The sequence below is a fragment of the Flavobacterium sp. genome (assembly GCF_027490375.1).
Taxonomy (GTDB): domain Bacteria; phylum Bacteroidota; class Bacteroidia; order Flavobacteriales; family Flavobacteriaceae; genus Flavobacterium.
The window spans coordinates 1-20,980 of the sequence record NZ_JAIXYH010000020.1; the positions used below are offsets into that span (position 1 = coordinate 1).

Consider the following 20,980-nt stretch of genomic DNA (forward strand, 5'->3'; position numbering starts at 1 on the left):
ACCTCGTTTGCTTCTTGTGCGCTAGCGTTTTGGCGTAGCTTCCGTTGGTCGCTCGCCAAAATCACAGCCCGCAACGCGCAAACTTTGGTTTATAACCGCTGCTGTCGCTAACTCGAAAAAGTATGAACGGCTTTCGTTACCTCAAAAACGTTTCAAATTCCTTTCGCGGAATCAATCGCGCACCCAAACTTTCCAAATGCGGGTTCATGATTTGGCAATCGATGAGTTCAAATTGCGAAAAATCGCGAATCAATTGTATAAGTGCCGCTTTCGAGGCGTTGCTTACTTTCGAAAACATACTTTCGCCACAAAATATCCGCTTTTGCACGATGCCGTATAAGCCGCCAACTAAATGGTTGTCTTGCCAAACTTCAACCGAAAGTGCCACGCCTAATTCGTGTAAATGCAAGTAGGCGCGTTTCATTTCGGGTGTAATCCAAGTATCTATTTGACCTTTGCGCGGTATGGCTGCACAATTTTCAATTACCGCTTCAAACGCTCGGTTGTAGGTAATCGTAAACATTTGCCGGTTAAATACGTTGCGCATGCTTTTACGCACTTTTATTTCGTCTCTAAAAATCACGGCGCGTTGTGCAGGCGACCACCATAAAATAGGCTCATCCGGATTAAACCACGGAAAAATGCCCGATTGGTAAGCTAGTTGCAAGCGTTCGGGTGATAAATCGGCGCCAATAGCCAACAAACCGTGTCTGTTGGCAGCAGCAGTTGGCGGAAACTCGAGTGCTGAAGTGAGGAAGTGCATAAAAAAAGGCGCTTTCGCACCTTATTAATTTGTTGTTGTTGTTTTTTAGAACGGTAAATCGTCCGAATCGGCGTCGGTGTTGTAGCTGTCGGCGGGCGGAAACGGTCCGGTTGGCGCCGCAAATTGGTTGGCTGCCGGATGTTGCGGTTGCTGGTAACCCGATGGAGCTGCTTGCTGATACGCCGGTGGTGCTTGTTGAGCCACTTGTGCGCCGCGCTCGATACGCCATCCTTGAATGTCGTTAAAATATTTTATTTCGCCTTGTGGACTTCTCCACTCGCGACCGCGTAAATTTATCGATACGCGAACTTCTTCGCCTACTTGAAAATTGTTCAGCAAGTCGCATTTGTCTTGTACAAAATTGATGCTGATGTATTGTGGATATTGCTCTTGTGTGGTTACTACCAATTCGCGTTTTCTAAAGCTATCACTTACGCGTTGTTCTGGGTTGATTACTTTGATGATTCCGGATACTTCCATGTTTTTTGGCTTTTAAATTAGTTAATACGCGGTGCTAGCAATAGTTTCCAGGCATCTAATACGGCTCCCGAACGCAGGTATTCAAGGGCTTGTTCTTGAATTTTGTGCTCGTCGGCGGTGCTTAATGCGGCTTTTGCTGCAAAATTGCTTTTTACAAATGTATCAATTTCTGCTTCGGTAGGCAACTGTTCTACGTTTCCTAACCTACCTAAATCGTTTCCGGTAAACAGCGCACTATCGCGTATGAATTTGGGGATATTATCAACACCAATACCCAAAGTAGTTAGCGGTTTCGGAATTTCGAACAAGCCCGTATTCGAACGGCCGTACCAATTGCCGCCCAAACGTGAAACCAAATCGATTTTATGCTGATCGATGGCACCTTTATCGTCTAGAACATCGTCGGAAACATGAATTTTCAAGACTTCGCAAATCACCAAATTTCCGGCACCACCGTTTTCGCCCAACGCAATAATGTCGTTGATTTTGCACTCAAATTGCACCGGACTTTCGGCTACGCGAAACGGTTTTACCAGATCTGACGCCACTGCCGTTAAACCCGCTTTTTCGAATTCGTTTACACCGTCGGGATACTCGGTACTGGACAATGAAACTTGTTCGACCATATCGAAATTCACGACGTTAATTACTACTTCGCGCGTGGCCAAGCTGTTTTCGAGCGTGTGTTTTGTGGTATTATCGCGAACACGACGCGCCGGCGAGAAAATAAGTATCGGCGGATTGGAACTAAAAACGTTGAAAAAACTAAACGGCGACAAATTAGGAACACCCGTTGCCGACAAAGTGCTGGCTAATGCTATGGGTCGCGGACCTACAGCAGCTTGCAAGTATCCTTGAATTTGTGCAGCCGATAAAATATTGGTTTCGAAAGATGGCATTTGAGATTTTTTTCAAATGTACATCACTGCACGAAAAGCTGTTTGAATTTTAATTTTTTTTAAAATCAATTTTTGGATTTGGGCGTTTGGTGGTTTTAGATTTTGTGCGGTTTTAATTGAAGGTAGGGCTTTGTATTTATTGATTTGTAATATTGCAATATTACCTCGATATAAAATACTGTAAATCATTCAGTAAAAATCAAAATTTTTTAAGGAATTTCACCACATTTTGCAAACGAATTGTATAACGTTTTTTCGGTAACGATTGTTCCGCGTTAGCGATAGGAGCGGAAATGCGCTGAAGCCTGCGGTTTGGCGGTTGTTTATTGCGGCGGCGACAGCGAGAGCCCACGCAAATACTACAAGCGCAACCGCGGGCAAAGGGCATTGCAGCGGATAGCGCGGCGCTCGGGCGGACTGAGCAAGGGGAGCGCAACGCCCAAAAATTGAAAAAATAGCGTACTTTTAAATCTCAAATTGTTTGCATGAAATTTTCTCAGAAACCACAATCGGCGCGGTGGATTATCTTGGCAACTTCGTTTGCTATAATCCTGCTTATTTTGTGGAATACGTACCGCTTTTTTCAGGTTTTTAAGAACGAAGAACGCCTGAAAATGACCGTATTAGCGGAGAGTATGAAGACGATTGACAAGGCCGATTTGCTGAACGATGAAATTGAGCTGCCGCTGCAAATTATTAGCAACAACAAAACCATACCCGTAATTGTAACCGACAGTAAAGGTCGGATTTTGAACACCGCAAACCTTAGCGAACAGCTAGCAAACGACAGTGTGTATATGAAGCGTACGCTGGCTCGACTGAAAAAGGAAAACGAACCGATTTTGATGGCGAGCACCGGAAGCAAACAGTATTTGTACTACGGTAACTCGGAGCTTTTGAACTCGTTGAAGTATTTTCCGATAGCACTTTTGCTGATTATCTTTTTGTTTATTGCGTTGATTTACAACTATTACCGCAGCGTAAAAATTGGAAGTGAGAATAAACTTTGGGCAGGAATGGCCAAGGAAACGGCGCATCAGATTGGCACGCCTTTGTCGAGTTTATTGGGATGGATTGAAATTTTGCGCAGTGAGCACGTAGAAGAGTCGACCGTACAAGAAATTGAAAAAGATGTGGCTCGCTTGCAAACCATAGCCGATCGATTTTCGAAAATTGGTTCGGAACCCGTGTTAGAATCGCTTGATTTGGTGGCTGAAACGGAGAAGTCGTACGCGTATTTGAAATCGCGTTTTGCGGGTCAGGTTAGTTTTACGTTTAACGCGCCAACGTATCCGATATATCGGAATTTAAATCCGGTTTTGCACAGCTGGACGATAGAGAATTTGGTTAAAAACTCCATTGATGCGATGCGCGGAAGGGGAGCGATTGATTTAACGATTACCGACGACGGCAAACAGGTGCGGATTTTTGTATCGGATACCGGAAAAGGCATTGCCAAACATCAGTTTAAACGCATTTTCGAACCGGGTTTTACGACGAAGAAGCGCGGTTGGGGCTTGGGATTATCGCTTACGAAACGGATTGTGGAGGAATATCACAAAGGAAAAATTGCGGTAACGCGCTCGGAAATTGGCAAAGGAACTACGATTGAGGTGAGTTTGTAGCGCAGGAAAATCAAACCATAAAAAAACCCCGACTTCTTAGCGAAATCGGGGTTTTTGTTTATTCTAAAATTTCGTTGCCTTCGCGGTCAAAGAAATGGTATTCTAAAAAGGTATAGGCATCTCTAGGGATGATTTTTACCCACTTTTTGTATTTCAAGGCCCAGCGCACACGTGGCGATGGCATGCCTTTAGAAAGATACGCAGCTACGAATGGATGTACGTTAAGTACGAGTCCGCGGTGTGTACCGATAAGTCGGTCGAGGTCGCTTTCTATTTTGGTAATGATAGAAATAGGCGCTTCGATTTCACCGTTTTCGTTGTTTGGATCTTCCTCTCGTGTTTTGATGTTTACCTCTGGTCGAACGCGTTGACGCGTAATTTGTACGAGTCCGAATTTGCTCGGCGGTAAAATTTTGTGTTTGGCTTTATCGTCGCTCATTTCTTCCCTCAGGAAGTCGAATAACACTTTACGGTTATCCGGATTCGACATATCGATGAAGTCGACCACAATAATGCCTCCCATATCGCGCAGTCGCAATTGGCGTGCGATTTCTGCAGCTGCGATGAGGTTTACTTCCAAGGCAGTTTCTTCTTGGTTGTTGGCTTTGTTACTGCGGTTTCCGCTGTTCACGTCGATTACGTGTAAAGCTTCCGTATGCTCGATAATCAAATAAGCACCTTTGCTCATCGAGACGGTTTTTCCGAAAGAGGTTTTTATTTGTCTTTCGATGTGATATTTCTCGAATATGGGCAAATTTTTAGATTGATAAAGTTTAACAATAGATTGTTTTGCGGGAGCGATCTCTTGGAGATAGTCGCGCGTTTGATGGTACAACTCTTCGTCGTCGACATGAATGCCGCTAAAGGTATCGTTAAATACGTCTCTGAGAATGCTAGAGGCGCGATTCAACTCTCCGAGGACTTTCGATGGATGATGAGCAGTTGGTAATTTTTTACACATTCCCGACCACCTGTCGAGTAATGTTTGTAGATCTTTTTCAAGTTCTGTTGTTTGTTTGCCTTCGGCTACTGTGCGAACAATAACTCCAAATCCTTTCGGACGAATAGAGGAAACCAATCGTTTAAGACGCTCTTTCTCTTCTCTTGATTCGATTTTTTGCGATATAGAAACGCGGTCAGAGAAAGGAACGAGAACAATAAACCGACCGGCTAAGGAGAGTTCGCTGCTGATGCGCGGTCCTTTGGTCGATATAGGTTCTTTGACGACTTGTACCAAAACGGATTGATTAGCGCTGAGAACGTCGGTGATGGCACCATTTTTATCAATTTCTTTTTCAAATTGAAAGTTCTTTAGCGTGTAATCTTTAGCTTTTCCGGTGGTAAGCGATTTCAGAAATTTGAGTTGCGAATTTAGGTTTGGACCTAAATCGTGGTAGTGCAAGAAAGCGTCTTTTTCGAAACCTACGTTTACGAAAGCCGCATTTAAACCGGCAACCGGTTTGCGAATTTTAGCTATAAAAATATCGCCAACCTGAAAGTTGCTTTTTTCTTCTTGTTTGTGTAACTCAATTAGTTTTCCGTCTTTAAGTAAGGCAAAATCAACAGCATCAGGATTAGATCTGATGATGAGTTCTTTGTTCACTTTTGTGTATGGTTGTGGGCACGAGACAAGCTCGTATTTGCCCAATTGTTAAACAATGCTAATTTTCGGTTGGAGCTAACTAGGTTGGCTCGCGATGTCAATGAACGTAAAAAAAGAAAAAGTAGTGTTGAACTACTTTTTCTTTTTGTGGCGGTTAGCTCTCGCTCTCTTTTTTCTTTTGTGTGTAGCTACCTTATGTCTTTTTCTTTTTTTACCACTTGGCATAGTTGGTGTATTAGTGATTAATATTGGTTATTTAGCCTCGTTGTTGGTTTTAACACCCTCAACAAATACTTTGGCAGGCTTGAAGGCAGGAATGTTGTGAGCCGGAATTTTAATTGTAGTGTTCTTAGAAATGTTTCTTCCGGTTTTCTCTGCTCTTGTTTTGATGATGAAACTTCCAAAGCCTCTCAAATACACATTATCACCAGTTTCTAATGAAGTTTTCACCTCTTCCATAAACGTTTCCACAGTAGCTTGAACATCGCCTTTTTCAAGACCAAGTTTCTCAGAAATTTTAGCTACGATATCTGCTTTCGTCATTTTCTTTCTTTTAATTGAGAATTAATTTTTTTGAGGTTGCAAATATACGATAATAAAAAACAATATATCAAGCTAAAACATTAAATTTTAACTACATAAACGATTAATTTTGGGAGCACCTTAACAAATATGAACTTTTCTAAGATTCTCATAGCGTGGTATTTAGACAACAAACGCGATTTACCTTGGCGTTCTACCACTAATCCGTACCTGATTTGGTTGTCGGAAATAATGCTGCAACAAACGCGCGTGGCACAAGCTTTACCCTATTATTTTGCCTTTGTCGATGCCTTTCCGACCGTTACCGATCTGGCTAATGCAGCTGAAGACAAAATTTTGAGATTGTGGCAAGGTTTGGGCTACTATTCTCGCGCTCGGAACATGCACGCCACCGCAAAGCAAGTCGTCGAACATCATCAAGGAGTGTTTCCTACTTCTTATAAAGAGCTTATTAAATTAAAAGGTATCGGTCCATACACAGCCGCCGCCATTGCTTCCTTTGCATTCCGCGAAGCTGTTGCTGTGGTCGATGGAAATGTATACCGCGTACTTTCTCGCATTTATGGTATCGATGTCGATATTGCTAAATCCGAAGCGAAGTCGATTTTCACCGAAAAAGCACAATCGTTACTTAGCGTTAAAACACCCGATCTGTATAATCAAGCGCTGATGGAATTCGGCGCTTTGCAGTGCGTGCCTAGAAATCCGTCTTGCCATACCTGTCCGTTTTCGAGTTCGTGTTTTGCTTATCAAAATCAGCGCGTAAGCGAACTGCCCGTAAAATCAAAAGCCAAAAAGGCGCGAAAACGCTACTTCAATTATTTTGTAACCGCGAATGCTAAAGGTGAAATCGCACTGCAACAACGCTTGCAAAACGACATTTGGCAAAAGCTCTACGAATTTCCGCTACTCGAAACTGAAGCCGAAATTGATGCCGAAGCCGCAGTGGCTGCCGTGAACAAACTCATGCCTGCTGCCGTTGTGAATCGCATCGATGCTTTTCCGGTGCGAGCAAGCCATAAATTGTCGCATCAAATCATTGAACTTTGTTTCTGGAAGCTTGAAATCGATGGCGACCTACCTGTTGCTGTGCCGCTTAATAGCGTTGTCGCTTATCCGATGCCGATAGCCCTGCACAATTTTACAGTCGCAGAAATTTCGCGAGCAGAAAAATGATTACATTTGAAGCTGAGTTTGATTTAAAATTGAGGTCAGATTACATTGAAATGGCCAATGATGGTGCAGATTTCTTTAGAGATATTTTATTTCGAAAATAATCCAACTGTGTAATTAGTCGTTGATATGTTGAGCATAGCGTTTTCGGATACGTTGAAGTAACTGAGGTCTGCAATGATCAAATGGGTAACACTCGAAGCTCTAATTTTAAACAAACCCAAATTTTCAGATTTAAAAGCCATAAAAAATGAATAACGGAACGCTCAATAAAGTCATGTTAATCGGTCATTTAGGAGACGACGTAAAAATGCACTACTTCGATGGTGGAAATTGTATCGGACGCTTTCCGCTGGCTACCAACGAAGTGTACGTTAATAAAACCACCGGAGAAAAACTCACCTCTACAGAATGGCACAATTTGGTTGTTCGAAACAAAGCTGCCGAAATCTGCGAAAAATACCTTTCAAAAGGCGATAAAATTTACGTAGAAGGTCGGATAAAGTCGCGTCAGTGGCAGGCGGAAGACGGCTCTACCAAGTACACTACCGAAATTCAAGTAACCGAATTTACGTTCTTAAGTGTCAAAAAAGATAACGATCACAACAAATCGGGCGATGCACACTACGGAATGTCTGATGCCGAAATGCCTTAATTTACCGCTATGAACGTCTTTTCTCGTACGTTTCGCAACAAACTTTGGCTTGCACTTGTTGCCGTGGCATGCTTGTATTCCTGTAAAGACGAAGTACTGCCAAAGCCCGAAGCGCAATTGCGGCTCGATTATACTTTTCCCAAGTACAAACCTTACGTTGGTCCTTGTCCGTATACGTTCGACATCAACTCGGAGGCTGTGGTTAAAGTTACTTCGGATTGCGGACTCGAAATTAATTACCCAAAAATGAAAGCAACGATTTATTTAAGCTATAAATCGGTTTCTAATAATATCGATCTGTTGCTTCGCGATGCGCAAAAACTAACTTATAAACACGTCATTAAAGCCGACGACATTACCGAACAACCTTTTCTTAATAACAACGACAAGGTTTATGGGATGTTTTATGAAGTGAACGGAAATGCGGCAACAAACGGACAGTTTTATGCAACCGACAGCTTGCGCCATTTCATAGACGGCTCGGTGTATTTTTACGCCAAACCCAATTTCGACTCGCTTCTTCCGGCTGCAGCTTATGTAAAAAACGATATGCGTCGCTTGCTCGAAACACTTCGCTGGGAACGCGGTGTCGAGGCAGCATCGCCGAAAGTAGCTTTGCCAGCCGAGAAGAAAACACAATTGTAGACTGTTCTTTTTTTTGGGCAGCAATTCGCGTTTTTCGCTTCATCCCGATTGCTATCGGGACTCACAAAAAGTAAAGCCAAAAAATGCCAACCAATTGTGCTTCCGTTGGGCGCCTTTTCGTTGGTTTTTTCGTCATTTTATTTTTTGCTCCGGGTTTTCCGCTGCAACCGCGGCTGCGAAAATCGTTACCGAAAATGTGCGTAAAAAACGTTTGGTTTTTGTGAAGGTACATCTTTTGGGTAACGTTCTTGCACAAGGGATTGAAACGAAAAGCCGTGCCAAGCAAAAGCGATTGAAGCCTATTGTGGCGCGGCGACTAGCAGAAGCCGCAGCGCAATTTGGCTGAAACGCTTGTGCTTGGTAAGACTTGCAGTGTAAAGCCCGACCCGCCGCAAACCGAAATTCCACTGCATTAAGCGGCGGGATGTGCCCAAAAAAATTAAGTTGGTAGAAATAAAAAAGGCCGCATGTAGCGACCTTCTCTATTAGTAAAAGTGTTTCTGTTACAAAGTTCCGCTTTCAGAGCTACAGCTTTTCTTTTTCGAAGCGCAACAGCCACCTGGTTTTGAAGTGGTTTTAGCAGCTTCGCTAGAGCAAGATGCCGCTGGAGCAGCAGTTTCGGCTTTAGCCGCTTCTTCTTTAGCCGCTTTCTTTGATTTTTTCGATTTCTTCGCTTTTTTAGGCTCTTCTTCGTACAGCGATGCTTTGTCGGTACTCGATTTTACCTCGCTTACTTTGTAGGTTTTACCATCGGCTACCGCTTCGACTTTCTTAGCGAGTTCCGACGGAGTTACAAGCGTACTGTTGTATTCTACGGTTGCTGTTTTCTTTTCGAAATCAACTTTTGCCGCTTTTACACCTTCCGTTTGTTGTAATTCTTTTTCAATTTTCGACGCACACATTACTGCGCAACTCATTCCTTCAATTTTGAAACTGGCTGTTGCCGTTTCTCCTGCCGCTAGTGTTTTTGATGTTGCAGTTGCAGTAGTTTCTGTTTCTTTTTTACAAGCGGTAAAGCTCGCAGCCATAGCACAAATAAGTATGGCAATCTTCCAAGTTTTCATGGCTAATCATTTAATTATGAAACAAAAATAATAAACTATACATACTATTGTGTTGTAAAAATGCCAAATTTGCGCCTTTATTCCCGGCAAAACCGTTATGAAACAGCAAAAATGGGTTCTTTTAGTCGCATTAGCATTAGTTTGGGGTAGTTCTTTTATTCTGATTAAGAAGGGTTTAACGGGTTTATCGCCTATACAAGTGGGTGCTTCGCGGATTGTTTTTGCGGCCTTGTTTTTAATGCTAATCGGTGCCAATCAAGTTGCTAAAGTGCCGTCGTTTAAATGGAAGTACATTGCCCTCACTTCTTTATTCGGAACTTTTATTCCCGCATTTTTGTTTGCCACTGCACAAGTTTACATCAGCAGTACCGTTAGTGCCGTGCTCAATTCGCTTACACCACTTAATACGTTTATTATTGGTATAATTGGATTTGGGGCCACTTTTGTGCGCAGGCAAATGCTGGGTGTAGTTATTGGTTTGTCGGGCAGTTTGATTTTGATCTTGAATGGTGCCGCGAACCATCCGGAACAAGACTATAGATTTGCAGCCTTCATCGTTATAGCATCTATATGTTACGCGATCAACGTAAATTTAATCAATAAATTCTTGAGCGATATTCCACCGTTTACGATTACTGTAGGGAATTTTGCGGTAATGTTAGTGCCGGCCTCAATAGTTTTGGCTTGCACCGGAATTCATGCAAACATTAGCGATGAAAGTGTGCTAAACGCTCTTTTTTTCGTAGCCATTTTAGGCATCGTTGGAACCGGTTTGGCCAATATTGTTTTCTTTAAACTGATACAAATCTCCTCGCCTGTATTTGCTACTTCGGTAACGTATTTAATTCCGGTAGTTGCTTTTTGTTGGGGTTTGTTCGACGGCGAATCGTTAACGCTTATTCAGTTGTTGGGTGCGGCTGTGGTTCTGAGTGGGGTGTATTTGGCAGCGAAGAAGCAATGAGTATCACTTACTTTTGATCGAAACTAATAAAAAAACCCCGGCGAATTTCATCATCGAGGTTTTTTCAACTTGAATTAATAATCTGCTTACACTACGCCTTGTCCGAGCATCGCATCGGCAACTTTTACGAAGCCAGCAATGTTCGCGCCTTTAACGTAATCCACATAACCGGATCCATCTGAGCCATATTTTACACAGGCCGCGTGAATGTTAAGCATAATATTTTTTAGACGTTCGTCTACTTCTTCGGAAGTCCAACTTAAACGAAGTGAATTTTGCGACATTTCTAAACCAGAAGTAGCAACACCACCCGCATTCGAAGCTTTACCTGGAGCAAACAAAATTTTTGCTTTTTGGAAAACAGCAACGGCTTCTGGTGTTGATGGCATGTTAGCACCTTCGGCTACGCAAATACAGCCGTTTTCTACCAACATTATTGCCTCTGCTTCATTGAGTTCGTTTTGAGTTGCGCAAGGTAGTGCCACATCGCATTTCACTTCCCACGGGCGTTTACCAGCCACATAAGTTGCATTTGGATATTTCTTTAAGTAATCGCTGATACGGCCGTAGTTTACGTTTTTGATTTCCATCACGTAAGCCAATTTTTCGGCATCGATACCTGCTTCGTCGTAGATGTAACCTCCTGAATCAGAAAGCGTAACTACTTTTCCGCCGAGTTGTGTTGCCTTCTGACAAGCGTATTGAGCTACGTTTCCAGAACCTGAAACTACTACGGTTTTTCCGGCAAAGCTCTCTCCTTTAGTTTGCAACATGCTTTGCGCGAAATATACGTCGCCGTAACCGGTTGCTTCCGGACGGATTAACGAACCGCCGAAAGAAATTCCTTTGCCCGTTAAAACACCAGTAAATTCGTTGCGAAGGCGTTTGTATTGGCCAAACATGTAACCCACTTCACGTCCGCCAACACCGATATCTCCTGCAGGCACGTCGGTATCTGCACCGATATGCTTAGAGAGTTCGGTCATGAACGCTTGACAAAAACGCATGATTTCGTTGTCTGATTTTCCTTTCGGATCGAAATCAGCACCACCTTTTCCGCCGCCCATAGGCAGGGTAGTAAGGCTGTTTTTGAACGTTTGTTCGAAAGCTAAAAATTTAAGGATGGATAAGTTTACCGATGGATGGAAACGAATTCCTCCTTTGTACGGGCCGATTGCCGAATTCATTTGAATGCGGTAGCCGCGATTTACTTGAGTATTGCCTTGATCGTCTTGCCAAACCACGCGAAATTGGATGATTCGCTCGGCTTCGACCATACGTTCTAACAGCATTTTGTTTTGATATTTTTCGTTTTGTTCAATAAACGGAATTACTGTTTCCGCAACTTCGTGAACTGCCTGTAAAAACTCAGGCTCATTTGGATTCCGTTTCGCAACAGATTCAACAAATGATTCGATGCTTTTTGACATAAAAAATTAGTTTTTTCGCTTTTAAGAAAACGTTTTCGTTTGCAGCCACAAATATACATTTTAATGAAAACGACAATCATATTTTTTCGTTAAGGCGCACAAGCTTTTTGCAGAAGCACTTCTTTTTCAAATCCGTTCGTGTTAATCTTACGTATTTATTGAAGTTATGCTAACATATTTATTGGCTAAGTCGAAGCTTGTTTTATATATTTGTCACAATTAGAAAGAATTATCGTCCCAATGCTTAAGAAAACGCTTTTGGCGCTGCTTTTTGCGATAGGTTTTCCCAGCCTCTCAGTCGCTCAGTTTGATTTATCATCCGAGGTCGGATTAATCATGGGTCCGGTTGCCATGCAGTCGGATTACGGCGAGCGCTACGATTTTGACACCAATGTGGGGAATACAGGCTTTGGAATAGGCATTGTTCATTATTTGAACTTTTCCTACTCGGCGGGCTGTAGCTGTTATACACCCGAAACGTATTGGAACGATCACTTTAAATTGCGCACAGAACTTTCCTATAGCTACACAAAATTAGAGCACTTTGGGCAATGGGTAGATCGCGACAATGGTTCTCTTGGTGTTCAACAGCTACGCGCGCAATATGGCTCGGCGTCAACAATATCAGCGGGAATGCAGCTAGAGTATTATCCATGGAGTATTCGAGATTTTACTGCAACTGTAGGAAGTTTCGGTCCGTTTGTGAGTTTAGGAGCACACTACAATTATTTTAACCCATCGGCTAAATCAACGCTCGGACCATTAGGATTGGAGCAAACAACGTTCCCAAAATACTTAACTCCATCAGATGGAAAGCCAAACGGTTTTTCAAATGATCCAGAGAGCACTTGGTCTGTTGTGAGTAGTATCGGAACGCGTTATAAATTGGCACCCTTATCCGATTTATTGGTGGATTTACGTTTTCAATACTATTTCAGTAATTGGGTTGATGGTTTAAATCCGAACCCAGACATTTACAAAGAAAATAAAGCAAACGATTGGTTGGTGTGGTTCAATGTAGGATATATTTATTACATTGACTAGGCAAAAAATTTGAACACTCATTTCGGTAACGATTTTGCGGCAGCGATAGAGCGGATTAGCCCGCAGCACAGACAGATAACAAAAAAACCAACGAAACGGCGACTGTAAGAAGCCCGTTTGGTTGGGATTTTTTGTGTTTGGATGGGCGAGGACTATTAACCTGAATTTGATTAAAAATTTTTGTCAGATCGCTACGTCGTAAAACGGTTCGATTTATTTCAAAATATCATTTATTTTAAAAACCTTGGTGCTAAACATTTAAACGGTCGCTTACTTCGTTGCATTTATTTGCGATACTACAGTATCCCATATAAAGTGCGACTTGTATTCAACCATTTAAATGTTTTCTGACTGCAATTTTAAATCAAATTCAGGTTTGAGCGAAAGCGCGTTTGCCGCCCTAAAAATGTCTCAAATCTTACTGAAATGCTTGCTCTAAATCGGCGAGTAAATCGTCGATATCTTCAACGCCTACGCTTAGTCGCACCAGATCGTCGGTGATGCCAATGGCTTTGCGTTTTTCTTCAGGAATCGATGCGTGCGTCATTAAAGCGGGATGATTTGCCAAAGATTCAACGCCGCCCAAGCTCTCGGCCAACGTAAAAACCTTCAGTTTTTCAAGAAAGCTAATCGCATCGGCTTTTTGTGCCGATTTAAACGTGAACGAAACCATGCCTCCGAAATCGCTCATTTGCTTTGCGGCAATTTCGTGATTGGGATGTGTTTTCAAACCAGGATAATACACATTGGCTACAGCTGGATGTTGCGTCAGGTAATCGGCAACTTTTCGTCCGTTTTCGCTGTGCCTTTGAACGCGTAAATGCAGAGTTTTGATTCCGCGCAATACCAAGTACGAATCCATGGGTCCTAAGGTTGCTCCAGTTGCAAATTGCTGAAAGTGAAGTTGTTCTCCTAAGGCGGCGTCTTTAACTACGAGTGCGCCGGCAATAACATCGGAGTGTCCGCCCAAGTATTTTGTTGCGGAATGCATCACGATGTCTGCGCCTAAATCGAGCGGTTTTTGAAGATAAGGCGTGGCAAAAGTATTGTCTACAGCAAATAGGATTTTCCGTGCATTGGCTAATTTGGCAACGGCTTCGATATCGGTGATTTTCATCAACGGATTGGTAGGCGTTTCGAGCCAAATCAACTTAGTATTATCGTTAATTAACTGCTGAACGGCACCAATTTCGTTTAAATCCAAGAAGTGAAAAACAATGCCTGAATCTTTGTAAATGCGCGAGAAGAGTCGGAACGTTCCGCCGTATAAATCGTCGGATGCAATCACTTCATCGCCGGCTTTTAAACCGCGTAAAATACAGTCGGTTGCTGCTAAGCCTGATGAAAAAGCCAGACCGCGCACGCCGTTTTCGATGCTTGCCAAAGCGTTCTCGAGCGCTGAGCGTGTTGGATTTGACGCTCGGCTGTATTCGAATTCGTTTACCGGCTTACCGGGCGAAGTTTGAACAAAAGTTGAGGTTTGATAAACAGGCGTCATGACCGCGCCTGTTGCTGGGTCGTGATGCTGATTTCCGTGGATTACTTTGGTATTAAATTTCATAACATTTTATTGCGAAGCAAAGGTAATTTTTTTATTTCGCGGAATTAAATCTCTTAACTTTAGATTTTAATTTCTGTGTTATGAATCGATTGATTTTGCTGCTGGTGGCGCTGCTTTGTATTTCTTGCGACAATGAATTGAAGTTTGAGCAAAAGCAGTTTTCGGCCGCTTCGAAAGGAGCGGAAGCTAACAAGGGTGCTCGCGTGGAAATTTCGTTGCCTGTTGCTTCGAATAAGCCTATAGTTGCCGATTCGATAAACCGGAAAATCCTATCGGTAATGAAAGAGATTATAAACTACGGCGAAACACCTTTTACCTCAAAAAATTACCAAGAGCTTGCCAACGATTTTATAGGTACGTACCATAAGGTATCGGCCGAATTTCCTGGCGATAAGATGGCTTGGGAAGCGAAAATAACCGGACGTTTTTGTTACGAATCGGATGCGTTGTTAAATCTGGAAATCGACCACTATACCTTTACCGGCGGTGCACACGGCTACTCGGGAAAACGCTCGCTGCTGTTTGATCCGGGAAGTGGCAAGAGCATTTCGGAGAAGGATCTGATTACTAATCCGTCGGAATTTCTAAAAATTGCCGAAACCGCCTTTCGGAAAGTGTATAAAATTGCGGATCCAACTCCTTTAAATGAAGCCGGTTTTATGTTTGAAACCGAAAAGTTTCAGCTTCCGCAAACGTATTTCTTCACAAAAGACGGATTGTTATTGTATTACAACGTTTACGAAATTGCTTCGTATGCGCAAGGTCCGCAGGAAGTTCTGATTTCCTACGAAGAAGCCAAACCGTTTATCGCAATCCCTTTTTGATTTTCAAGCAGAAAGCCAAATGCAAAGCTTCGTGGAAGTTGTTGAATTTAATCGCGTCTTCTACTTTTTCGAGCGGAATTCCTAATAGGGTTTGATACGGCATGTAATTACTGAATTTTCCCGCGTGTAAATCGGCGCTGGTTTGTTCGATGGTGCTACACACAAGCGATTTAATCGTTTCGATTTCTGCTTCACTAGTTGTGCCCGTAGGAACAGTGCCTTTGTTGTATAAACCAACCATTTCTGAGGGAATAAGTAATTTATTTCCAGACAATTGGTAGACCAATAGTTGTTGAATAACTAGGGTATGACCGATGTTCCATATCAAGTTGTTTGACTGTCCCGGCGGAATAGTGTTGAGTTCTTCCGCAGTGTAGTTTACCAAGTACGAATACAAAACTTTGCGGTTTCCTAGCGTGAGTTCTAAATCGGTCATAAGTCTTAAATCAGGTAGAAGATAATTGTTAAAAGTATATATTTTGGTTCAAATTGACTGATTTTTAATCGCATTTCTAGTCATTTTCCGATTTTCGATTTTCACAATTGTGATTCTGTAGCCTTTTATTACCGCGAAATTCGGCATGTTTTGATCTAGCATCCGGTTTCTTATCCGTAATTTTACCCAAAAAAGAAATGGAGTTTTTGTATCTGTCGACTTGCAGCACTTGTAAACGCATCATGCAGCTGTTGCCCAAGCATAAAGATTTGAATTTCAGAGATGTAAAGGTAAGTCCGCTAAGTCTGGAAGAGGTTCGGCAACTGGCTGCGCTCGCGGGTAGTTTTACAGCGCTTATTAACAAACGATCGCAACAATTCAAGATTTCAGGGATAAGTTCGAAAGATCTTACCGAAGCACAAAGCGAACAGCTATTAGTAACTCATTACAGTTATTTAGCGCGTCCGATTTTGGTAATCGATTCGCATATTTATATCGGAAACAGCAGCTCAACGGTTGCAGCAATGGTAAATAAACTGACCTGATGCAGAGTAGGGTTGCGGCTTTAGCGGGCGCCACATTGGTGTCGATTATCTACGGAGTTACATTCACAATTGCAAAAGATGTAATGCCTGCGCATATTCAGCCGTTTGGCTTTATACTCATTCGTGTCGCAGGTGCTTGTTTGTTGTTTTGGATTACATTTTTCTTATTGCGTTTTTTTGGTAAGATTCCGAGAGAAAACCTGAGTAAAGCAGACATTCCCGTTGTTATTGCGGCTGCGTTTTTTGGCGTAGCGCTTAATATGCTTACTTTTTTCAAGGGATTGAGTTACACCTCACCAATTAGTGCCGCAGTACTTATGGTTTCTACACCTTTAATTGTTATGATACTTTCGGCCATATTGCTGAAAGAACGTATAAATTTGGTGAAATCGGTTGGCATTATCTTAGGTTTGGCAGGAACTATTTTACTAATTGTTGGAAAGAAAGCAGTTGTCGTTGGAAGTAACGAAAATTTGGGAAATTTACTGGTTTTCATCAACGCGCTGTCGTATGGTTTTTATCTGATTATCGTGAAAAAGTTAATGGATAAATACAATGCATTCACTTTTGTTGGTTGGATTTATACAATTGGTTTTCTGATGGTTTTGCCTTTTGGCTTTAACGAATTTCAGCAAGTTCCATTTTCAGCTTTTGATTTTTCAATTTGGTGGAAAATTGTGTTCATTATAGCAGGTTCGACCTATCTTACCTACTTATTGAATTTGGTTACCATGCGAAAATTATCACCAACTATTGTTGCTGTTTTCATTTATTTACAGCCCGTATTTGCAGCAATTTTCGCTATTGGTTTGGGAAAAGACGCGTTAACAACAGACAAGCTTTTGGCAGGCGCTTTGATTTTTATTGGTGTAGCGCTTTCCGTAAAAAAGAAGAAGTAAAACTTACCTGAAGTCGCATTGCAGCAAATGGTCGTTTACCATGCCGGTAGCTTGCATATGTGCGTAAATGGTGGTTGATCCTACAAATTTAAATCCACGCCTTTTTAAATCTTTGGATATGGCATCTGAAAGTGCTGTTTTTGCCGGAATTTGTTTTAAAGAAGTAAATTCGTTTTCAATAGGTTTATGATTAACAAAACCCCAAAGGTAGTTGCAAAACGTACCAAACTCTTGTTGAACTCGGATGTAAGCCTGTGCATTGGTTATCGCTGCATAAATTTTTAGTTTGTTGCGAATAATGGCCGGGTTTTCGAGCAGTTCCATAATCTTGTCGTGCTCGTATGCGGCTACTTTTTGCACATCGAATTGATCAAAAGCAGTTCTAAAATGCTCGCGTTTATTCAAGATTGTAAGCCAACTTAAACCGGCTTGAAAGGTCTCCAGAATTAGAAATTCAAACATTTTCGCATCGTCGCGAACGGGTTTTCCCCATTCTAAGTCGTGGTAGTCGCGATACAGCGGTGTCTTTAAACACCAAGCACAACGTTCTTTTTCAGCTTCCATTAAAACAAATATCCCAATTTGATGGAACCGTAAAAATAAGCCATATTTACGTTATTGTCGACTTCCTGACTGCGGTAATTAAACGTATAATGTGCGTTGAAACGGTTATATCGGTATTTAAATCCCGCTTCAAATACAAAGCGAACCGGAATTAAATCGAACGTTACCGGACTCGAATCGTTAAATAAGCTTCCCTGAATTGTAGCGTCGTAAAATTGATAGTTGAAGTTTGGATTCAGAAAGAAATAGAGTTCACGAGGTTTTGGCTGTGTTTGCTTTCCCGCCGAGGCTTGGTATAAATTACTTTCGTAAATCGGAAGCAATTTATGAATGGCGATACGTGCATTTAAACCCGAGGTAACGCCATTAATCACAGTGCCGACTTGAATTTTGTTTTGCCAACCCAGTGAAAATTGAGAACTTTTAAATGCGGGAAATGCCAGATAATGCGATACGTTTATTTGTGCTAGTAAAGCATTGTGAATTTGATTTTGCCAGCCGCGAACGGTTTTAAAATTGAAAAGCTTGTGAAAGGTTTCTTGCATTTCTTCTCCAAACGAATTCGGACCTATAAAACCCAATTGAAACTCGGTCCTGAAGTAGTTTTCCGATTTGTAGTACCGCGAAATACTTGCTTCGCCAAACAGTAAACCACAAAACGGACGATCATTAACCAATAAATTATCGGCATTTCGCGTTTGTGGATTATACAAATATTGTCCGGCGCGAAAACCCAACAGTCTTTTCTCAGCTTTTCGGGCTGAAATGGGTTTGATAAAATAAATCTCTAAGCCGTTTGTGTAGTATCGATCGTATACCGAACTCGTGTACAAATCGTTTTCTGTTACAAAACCAATTTCGTTACGCGATTCTTGCCCAAAAACAGCGCCAAAAATAAATGTCAAATAAAGTGTAAGAAGCGATTTAGTAATCGAGATTTCCGACATAGCGCATGTGTTTTACGATTCTACTTTTTCGCCGTTCGATATAAGAAGATGAGTTGGTGGCAGTATATTTTCTCGGGTTTGGAAGTATCGCTGCAATGCCCGCTGCTTCGCGTTTGGTAAGTTTGGAAGCGTCTTTGCGGTACCAGTACTTCGACGCCGCTTGCACGCCGTAAACGCCATCGCCCATTTCAATGCTGTTCAAGTAAACTTCCATAATACGCTCTTTACCCCAAATCAGTTCAATCAAAAAAGTGAAATAAGCTTCTAAGCCTTTGCGTAAATAGCTTCTTCCTTGCCAGAGAAAGACATTTTTTGCTGTCTGCTGACTTATCGTGCTACCACCTTTAATTTTCTTTCCTTTCTTGTTGTGTTCGTACGCCATTCGCATAGCTCTAAAATCGAAACCATGATGGGTTTTAAAAGTGCCGTCTTCTGCTGCAACAACCGCGCGTTGCATGTTCGGCGATATCTCTTCAATCGGAACCCAATCGTGCATGCAAACCATGTCTTTTCCTGCGCTATTTTGTTCAAAAGCTCGGGTAATCATTAGTGGTGTAAATGGCACTGGAACCCATTTAAACAAAATGACTAATCCGATGGAGATGGCAAAAAAGTATAAAGCCGACTTCCATAAAATCCGAAGTAACTTTTTATGCCAAGGTAATTTTTGGGTAGATTTCGTTGCTGTGGTTTTGTTTTGTTTTTTCATACTAAAGCTGCAAGTTCGGTTCCTACTAAGCTGCCAATTGCTACGCCCATGCCGCCTAGACGCACACCGCAATAGGTGCGTTCAGTTAGTTGTTGAACAATCGGACGCTTTTCTGCGCCTAAGCCCATGATTCCGCTCCAAGAATAGTCGATTTCAAAGCGGGTATTGGGTAAAATTACCGATTCTAAATAGGTTTTTAGTTGGTTTTGAATTTGGTTTGTAGTGCCGAAATCGGTTGTTGTTTCGCCCTCGAAAGCCAGGTTTCTTCCGCCGCCAAATAAAATGCGGTTTTCGATGTTCCGGAAGTAAAAGTAGCCCCGATCGAGGTGAAAAGAACCTTTAATGTCGAGATTGGGTATTGGTTTAGTTACCAAAACTTGTGCGCGTCCGGGTGTCACGGCAACGGGAAGTAACTGCGATGCAAATGCGTTTGTGGCGAATAACAATTTGTGGCATTCTAGTTCGAAATCGTCCGTAGAAATACTAACGTGAGAACCGCTTTCGTGATAATTTGTTACGTTTTGTTTTGTAAAAATAACTACGCCTGCTGCCTGCACTTTTTGCAAGAGCGCCTGCATCATTTTACCCGTGTGTAATTGTCCTTCGAACTGATTGTAAATCAGGTATTCTTTAGTGTTGGAAAAGTTAAATCGATCGATAACTTTTGAGAATACCGCTCCTTTAAAAACGGGATGTAGCAGTTCGTTCAGATAGTCGAGACGCATCAAACAGGTGTTAAAAAGCGATTCGTCTTTTTCAAGAAATACTTCATAACCACCAAACGGCTCGTAGTTTATTGCGCTGTCGCCCAGAGTTTTGCGAAGTAGGTTTAAGCCTTCTTTTCGTTTGCTAACAAGTTCAATAACAGCTTCTTCGTTCGAGGTGTTTAAGTCGTCGAGCAATTCGCTACTGCTGCCAAAGCAGGCAAATCCAGCATTTTTTGTGCTTGCGCCTTCGGGTAAAATGCCTTTTTCAAGTATCGCAATCGATGCGTTCGGATGCGCATCTCGGAGCTTCAGCGCAGCAAATAAACCAACGATCCCAGAACCCACGATTACATAGTCGTAGCGCTTCAAAAACGTCTCCTTTTCCCAGTAGCTAAAAGTCGGCTTCATAGTTGCGAAATTAAGCTTCTTTTGTTTTCAACGACGCTTTTAGGTAAAATTCACAGTCTTGTTTTTAGTTTTTTGGGCGCGCCGGCAAACGAGTCGTCGCTGCGCAACAGAGGTGCAAGCCGTCACGTGTTCCGCTATATCTTTGGGCCAAAACTGTAGTGGAAATGCCGTAGCGCCCAAAGGATGCCGCTCCACCCGTTCGCGCGGAAATGCTACGAAAGGGAAAAATGGAAAAAATGGAAAAAATGAAAAGAAGCGAAAGAAGGGAAAAAAGTGAAAAAAAGTGAAAGATGCGCCATCGACAAACTTAGGCACCAACGAATTTGGGGTTAGGCTGGGCAAAACGATACGTAAAATGGTGAACGTCACGATGTCTTGTCAATGCCTGAAATACGTTGACCACATTTATTAATTTAATATCGATTAAAAATGGCAACAAGGGCTCAATTCAAAATGACTACAGAGGAGCGGCGCGCACGTCGATTTAGTGACAAT

At 42.2% G+C, this 20,980-nt stretch carries 23 protein-coding genes; 9 read left to right on the plus strand and 14 right to left on the minus strand.

What is annotated here, in order from left to right; genetic code table 11:
• Nucleotides 1-136: 136 nt before the first annotated feature.
• The 4 genes from aat to Q0064_RS03070 are packed head-to-tail and all read right to left on the minus strand — an operon-like array spanning nucleotide 137 to nucleotide 2,331.
• Nucleotides 137-763 carry a leucyl/phenylalanyl-tRNA--protein transferase gene (aat, locus tag Q0064_RS03055; protein WP_298144118.1) on the minus strand — a complete coding sequence of 209 codons (627 nt, stop codon included), beginning with the start codon at nucleotides 761-763 and terminating at the stop codon, nucleotides 137-139.
• 45 nt (nucleotides 764-808) lie between these two features.
• Nucleotides 809-1,243, minus strand: a complete 435-nt coding sequence (locus tag Q0064_RS03060; protein WP_298144120.1) for a DUF3127 domain-containing protein — start codon at nucleotides 1,241-1,243, stop codon at nucleotides 809-811.
• A gap of 17 nt (nucleotides 1,244-1,260) precedes the next feature.
• A complete protein-coding gene (locus Q0064_RS03065; protein ID WP_298144123.1) occupies nucleotides 1,261-2,142 on the minus strand; it encodes a flavin reductase family protein in 882 nt (293 codons plus the stop codon).
• 12 nt (nucleotides 2,143-2,154) lie between these two features.
• Nucleotides 2,155-2,331, minus strand: coding sequence for a hypothetical protein (locus tag Q0064_RS03070; protein ID WP_298144126.1), 177 nt, complete (start codon nucleotides 2,329-2,331; stop codon nucleotides 2,155-2,157).
• A 296-nt stretch (nucleotides 2,332-2,627) separates the two neighbouring features.
• Here Q0064_RS03070 and Q0064_RS03075 point away from each other — a divergent pair, with 296 nt between their 5' ends.
• Complete coding sequence (locus tag Q0064_RS03075) at nucleotides 2,628-3,767, plus strand: HAMP domain-containing sensor histidine kinase (RefSeq protein WP_298144128.1); 1,140 nt, start codon at nucleotides 2,628-2,630, stop codon at nucleotides 3,765-3,767.
• A 58-nt stretch (nucleotides 3,768-3,825) separates the two neighbouring features.
• Here Q0064_RS03075 and Q0064_RS03080 read toward each other — a convergent pair whose 3' ends face one another.
• Nucleotides 3,826-5,370 carry a ribonuclease E/G gene (locus tag Q0064_RS03080; RefSeq protein ID WP_298144131.1) on the minus strand — a complete coding sequence of 515 codons (1,545 nt, stop codon included), beginning with the start codon at nucleotides 5,368-5,370 and terminating at the stop codon, nucleotides 3,826-3,828.
• A gap of 252 nt (nucleotides 5,371-5,622) precedes the next feature.
• A complete protein-coding gene (locus Q0064_RS03085) occupies nucleotides 5,623-5,913 on the minus strand; it encodes an HU family DNA-binding protein (protein ID WP_026703531.1) in 291 nt (96 codons plus the stop codon).
• 129 nt (nucleotides 5,914-6,042) lie between these two features.
• Here Q0064_RS03085 and mutY point away from each other — a divergent pair, with 129 nt between their 5' ends.
• The 3 genes from mutY (at nucleotide 6,043) to gldD (ending at nucleotide 8,386) form a co-directional block, all read left to right on the plus strand.
• Entirely contained in the window at nucleotides 6,043-7,089 is a 1,047-nt protein-coding gene (mutY, locus tag Q0064_RS03090) for an A/G-specific adenine glycosylase (protein ID WP_298144140.1), read from the plus strand.
• A 247-nt stretch (nucleotides 7,090-7,336) separates the two neighbouring features.
• Nucleotides 7,337-7,741 (plus strand): single-stranded DNA-binding protein, encoded by a 405-nt coding sequence (gene ssb / locus Q0064_RS03095; protein ID WP_298144143.1) that lies wholly within the window; start codon nucleotides 7,337-7,339, stop codon nucleotides 7,739-7,741.
• A gap of 9 nt (nucleotides 7,742-7,750) precedes the next feature.
• Nucleotides 7,751-8,386, plus strand: coding sequence for a gliding motility lipoprotein GldD (gldD, locus tag Q0064_RS03100; protein ID WP_298144146.1), 636 nt, complete (start codon nucleotides 7,751-7,753; stop codon nucleotides 8,384-8,386).
• Between the two features lie 503 nt (nucleotides 8,387-8,889).
• Here the strand turns inward: gldD and Q0064_RS03105 are convergent.
• Entirely contained in the window at nucleotides 8,890-9,450 is a 561-nt protein-coding gene (locus tag Q0064_RS03105) for a heavy metal-associated domain-containing protein (RefSeq protein ID WP_298144149.1), read from the minus strand.
• A gap of 97 nt (nucleotides 9,451-9,547) precedes the next feature.
• Here Q0064_RS03105 and Q0064_RS03110 point away from each other — a divergent pair, with 97 nt between their 5' ends.
• On the plus strand, nucleotides 9,548-10,411 hold the full coding sequence (locus Q0064_RS03110; protein WP_298144152.1) for a DMT family transporter: 864 nt from the start codon (nucleotides 9,548-9,550) through the stop codon (nucleotides 10,409-10,411).
• A gap of 86 nt (nucleotides 10,412-10,497) precedes the next feature.
• Here the strand turns inward: Q0064_RS03110 and gdhA are convergent, their stop codons facing one another.
• On the minus strand, nucleotides 10,498-11,841 hold the full coding sequence (gdhA, locus tag Q0064_RS03115) for an NADP-specific glutamate dehydrogenase (RefSeq protein WP_298144156.1): 1,344 nt from the start codon (nucleotides 11,839-11,841) through the stop codon (nucleotides 10,498-10,500).
• A gap of 240 nt (nucleotides 11,842-12,081) precedes the next feature.
• On the opposite strand from gdhA, the gene Q0064_RS03120 reads away from it, so the two are divergent.
• On the plus strand, nucleotides 12,082-12,885 hold the full coding sequence (locus Q0064_RS03120; protein WP_298144159.1) for a glutamate dehydrogenase: 804 nt from the start codon (nucleotides 12,082-12,084) through the stop codon (nucleotides 12,883-12,885).
• A 418-nt stretch (nucleotides 12,886-13,303) separates the two neighbouring features.
• Here the strand turns inward: Q0064_RS03120 and Q0064_RS03125 are convergent, their stop codons facing one another.
• Nucleotides 13,304-14,446 carry a cystathionine gamma-synthase gene (locus Q0064_RS03125; protein WP_298144161.1) on the minus strand — a complete coding sequence of 381 codons (1,143 nt, stop codon included), beginning with the start codon at nucleotides 14,444-14,446 and terminating at the stop codon, nucleotides 13,304-13,306.
• An 80-nt stretch (nucleotides 14,447-14,526) separates the two neighbouring features.
• On the opposite strand from Q0064_RS03125, the gene Q0064_RS03130 reads away from it, so the two are divergent.
• Nucleotides 14,527-15,270, plus strand: a complete 744-nt coding sequence (locus tag Q0064_RS03130; protein WP_298144163.1) for a DUF3298 and DUF4163 domain-containing protein — start codon at nucleotides 14,527-14,529, stop codon at nucleotides 15,268-15,270.
• On the opposite strand, the gene Q0064_RS03135 is transcribed toward Q0064_RS03130, so the two are convergent.
• The gene (locus Q0064_RS03135; protein ID WP_298144165.1) at nucleotides 15,251-15,706 is read right to left on the minus strand and encodes a DinB family protein; all 456 of its coding nucleotides are present in this window, start codon (nucleotides 15,704-15,706) and stop codon (nucleotides 15,251-15,253) included. The genes Q0064_RS03130 and Q0064_RS03135 overlap by 20 nt on opposite strands.
• A 197-nt stretch (nucleotides 15,707-15,903) precedes the next feature.
• Here Q0064_RS03135 and Q0064_RS03140 point away from each other — a divergent pair, with 197 nt between their 5' ends.
• The gene (locus Q0064_RS03140) at nucleotides 15,904-16,251 is read left to right on the plus strand and encodes an ArsC/Spx/MgsR family protein (RefSeq protein ID WP_298144169.1); all 348 of its coding nucleotides are present in this window, start codon (nucleotides 15,904-15,906) and stop codon (nucleotides 16,249-16,251) included.
• Nucleotides 16,251-17,150 carry a DMT family transporter gene (locus tag Q0064_RS03145; RefSeq protein WP_298144172.1) on the plus strand — a complete coding sequence of 300 codons (900 nt, stop codon included), beginning with the start codon at nucleotides 16,251-16,253 and terminating at the stop codon, nucleotides 17,148-17,150. Before Q0064_RS03140 ends, Q0064_RS03145 begins: the two co-directional genes overlap by 1 nt.
• 3 nt (nucleotides 17,151-17,153) lie before the next feature.
• Here Q0064_RS03145 and Q0064_RS03150 read toward each other — a convergent pair whose 3' ends face one another.
• The 4 genes from Q0064_RS03150 to Q0064_RS03165 are packed head-to-tail and all read right to left on the minus strand — an operon-like array spanning nucleotide 17,154 to nucleotide 20,485.
• On the minus strand, nucleotides 17,154-17,714 hold the full coding sequence (locus tag Q0064_RS03150; protein ID WP_298144175.1) for a DNA-3-methyladenine glycosylase I: 561 nt from the start codon (nucleotides 17,712-17,714) through the stop codon (nucleotides 17,154-17,156).
• The gene (locus Q0064_RS03155; protein WP_298144178.1) at nucleotides 17,714-18,661 is read right to left on the minus strand and encodes a lipid A deacylase LpxR family protein; all 948 of its coding nucleotides are present in this window, start codon (nucleotides 18,659-18,661) and stop codon (nucleotides 17,714-17,716) included. Before Q0064_RS03155 ends, Q0064_RS03150 begins: the two co-directional genes overlap by 1 nt.
• Nucleotides 18,639-19,370, minus strand: coding sequence for a monofunctional biosynthetic peptidoglycan transglycosylase (gene mtgA / locus Q0064_RS03160; RefSeq protein WP_298144180.1), 732 nt, complete (start codon nucleotides 19,368-19,370; stop codon nucleotides 18,639-18,641). The genes Q0064_RS03155 and mtgA overlap by 23 nt, the downstream gene beginning before the upstream one ends.
• Nucleotides 19,367-20,485, minus strand: coding sequence for an FAD-dependent oxidoreductase (locus Q0064_RS03165; RefSeq protein ID WP_298144182.1), 1,119 nt, complete (start codon nucleotides 20,483-20,485; stop codon nucleotides 19,367-19,369). The genes mtgA and Q0064_RS03165 overlap by 4 nt, the downstream gene beginning before the upstream one ends.
• Nucleotides 20,486-20,980: the final 495 nt, after the last annotated feature.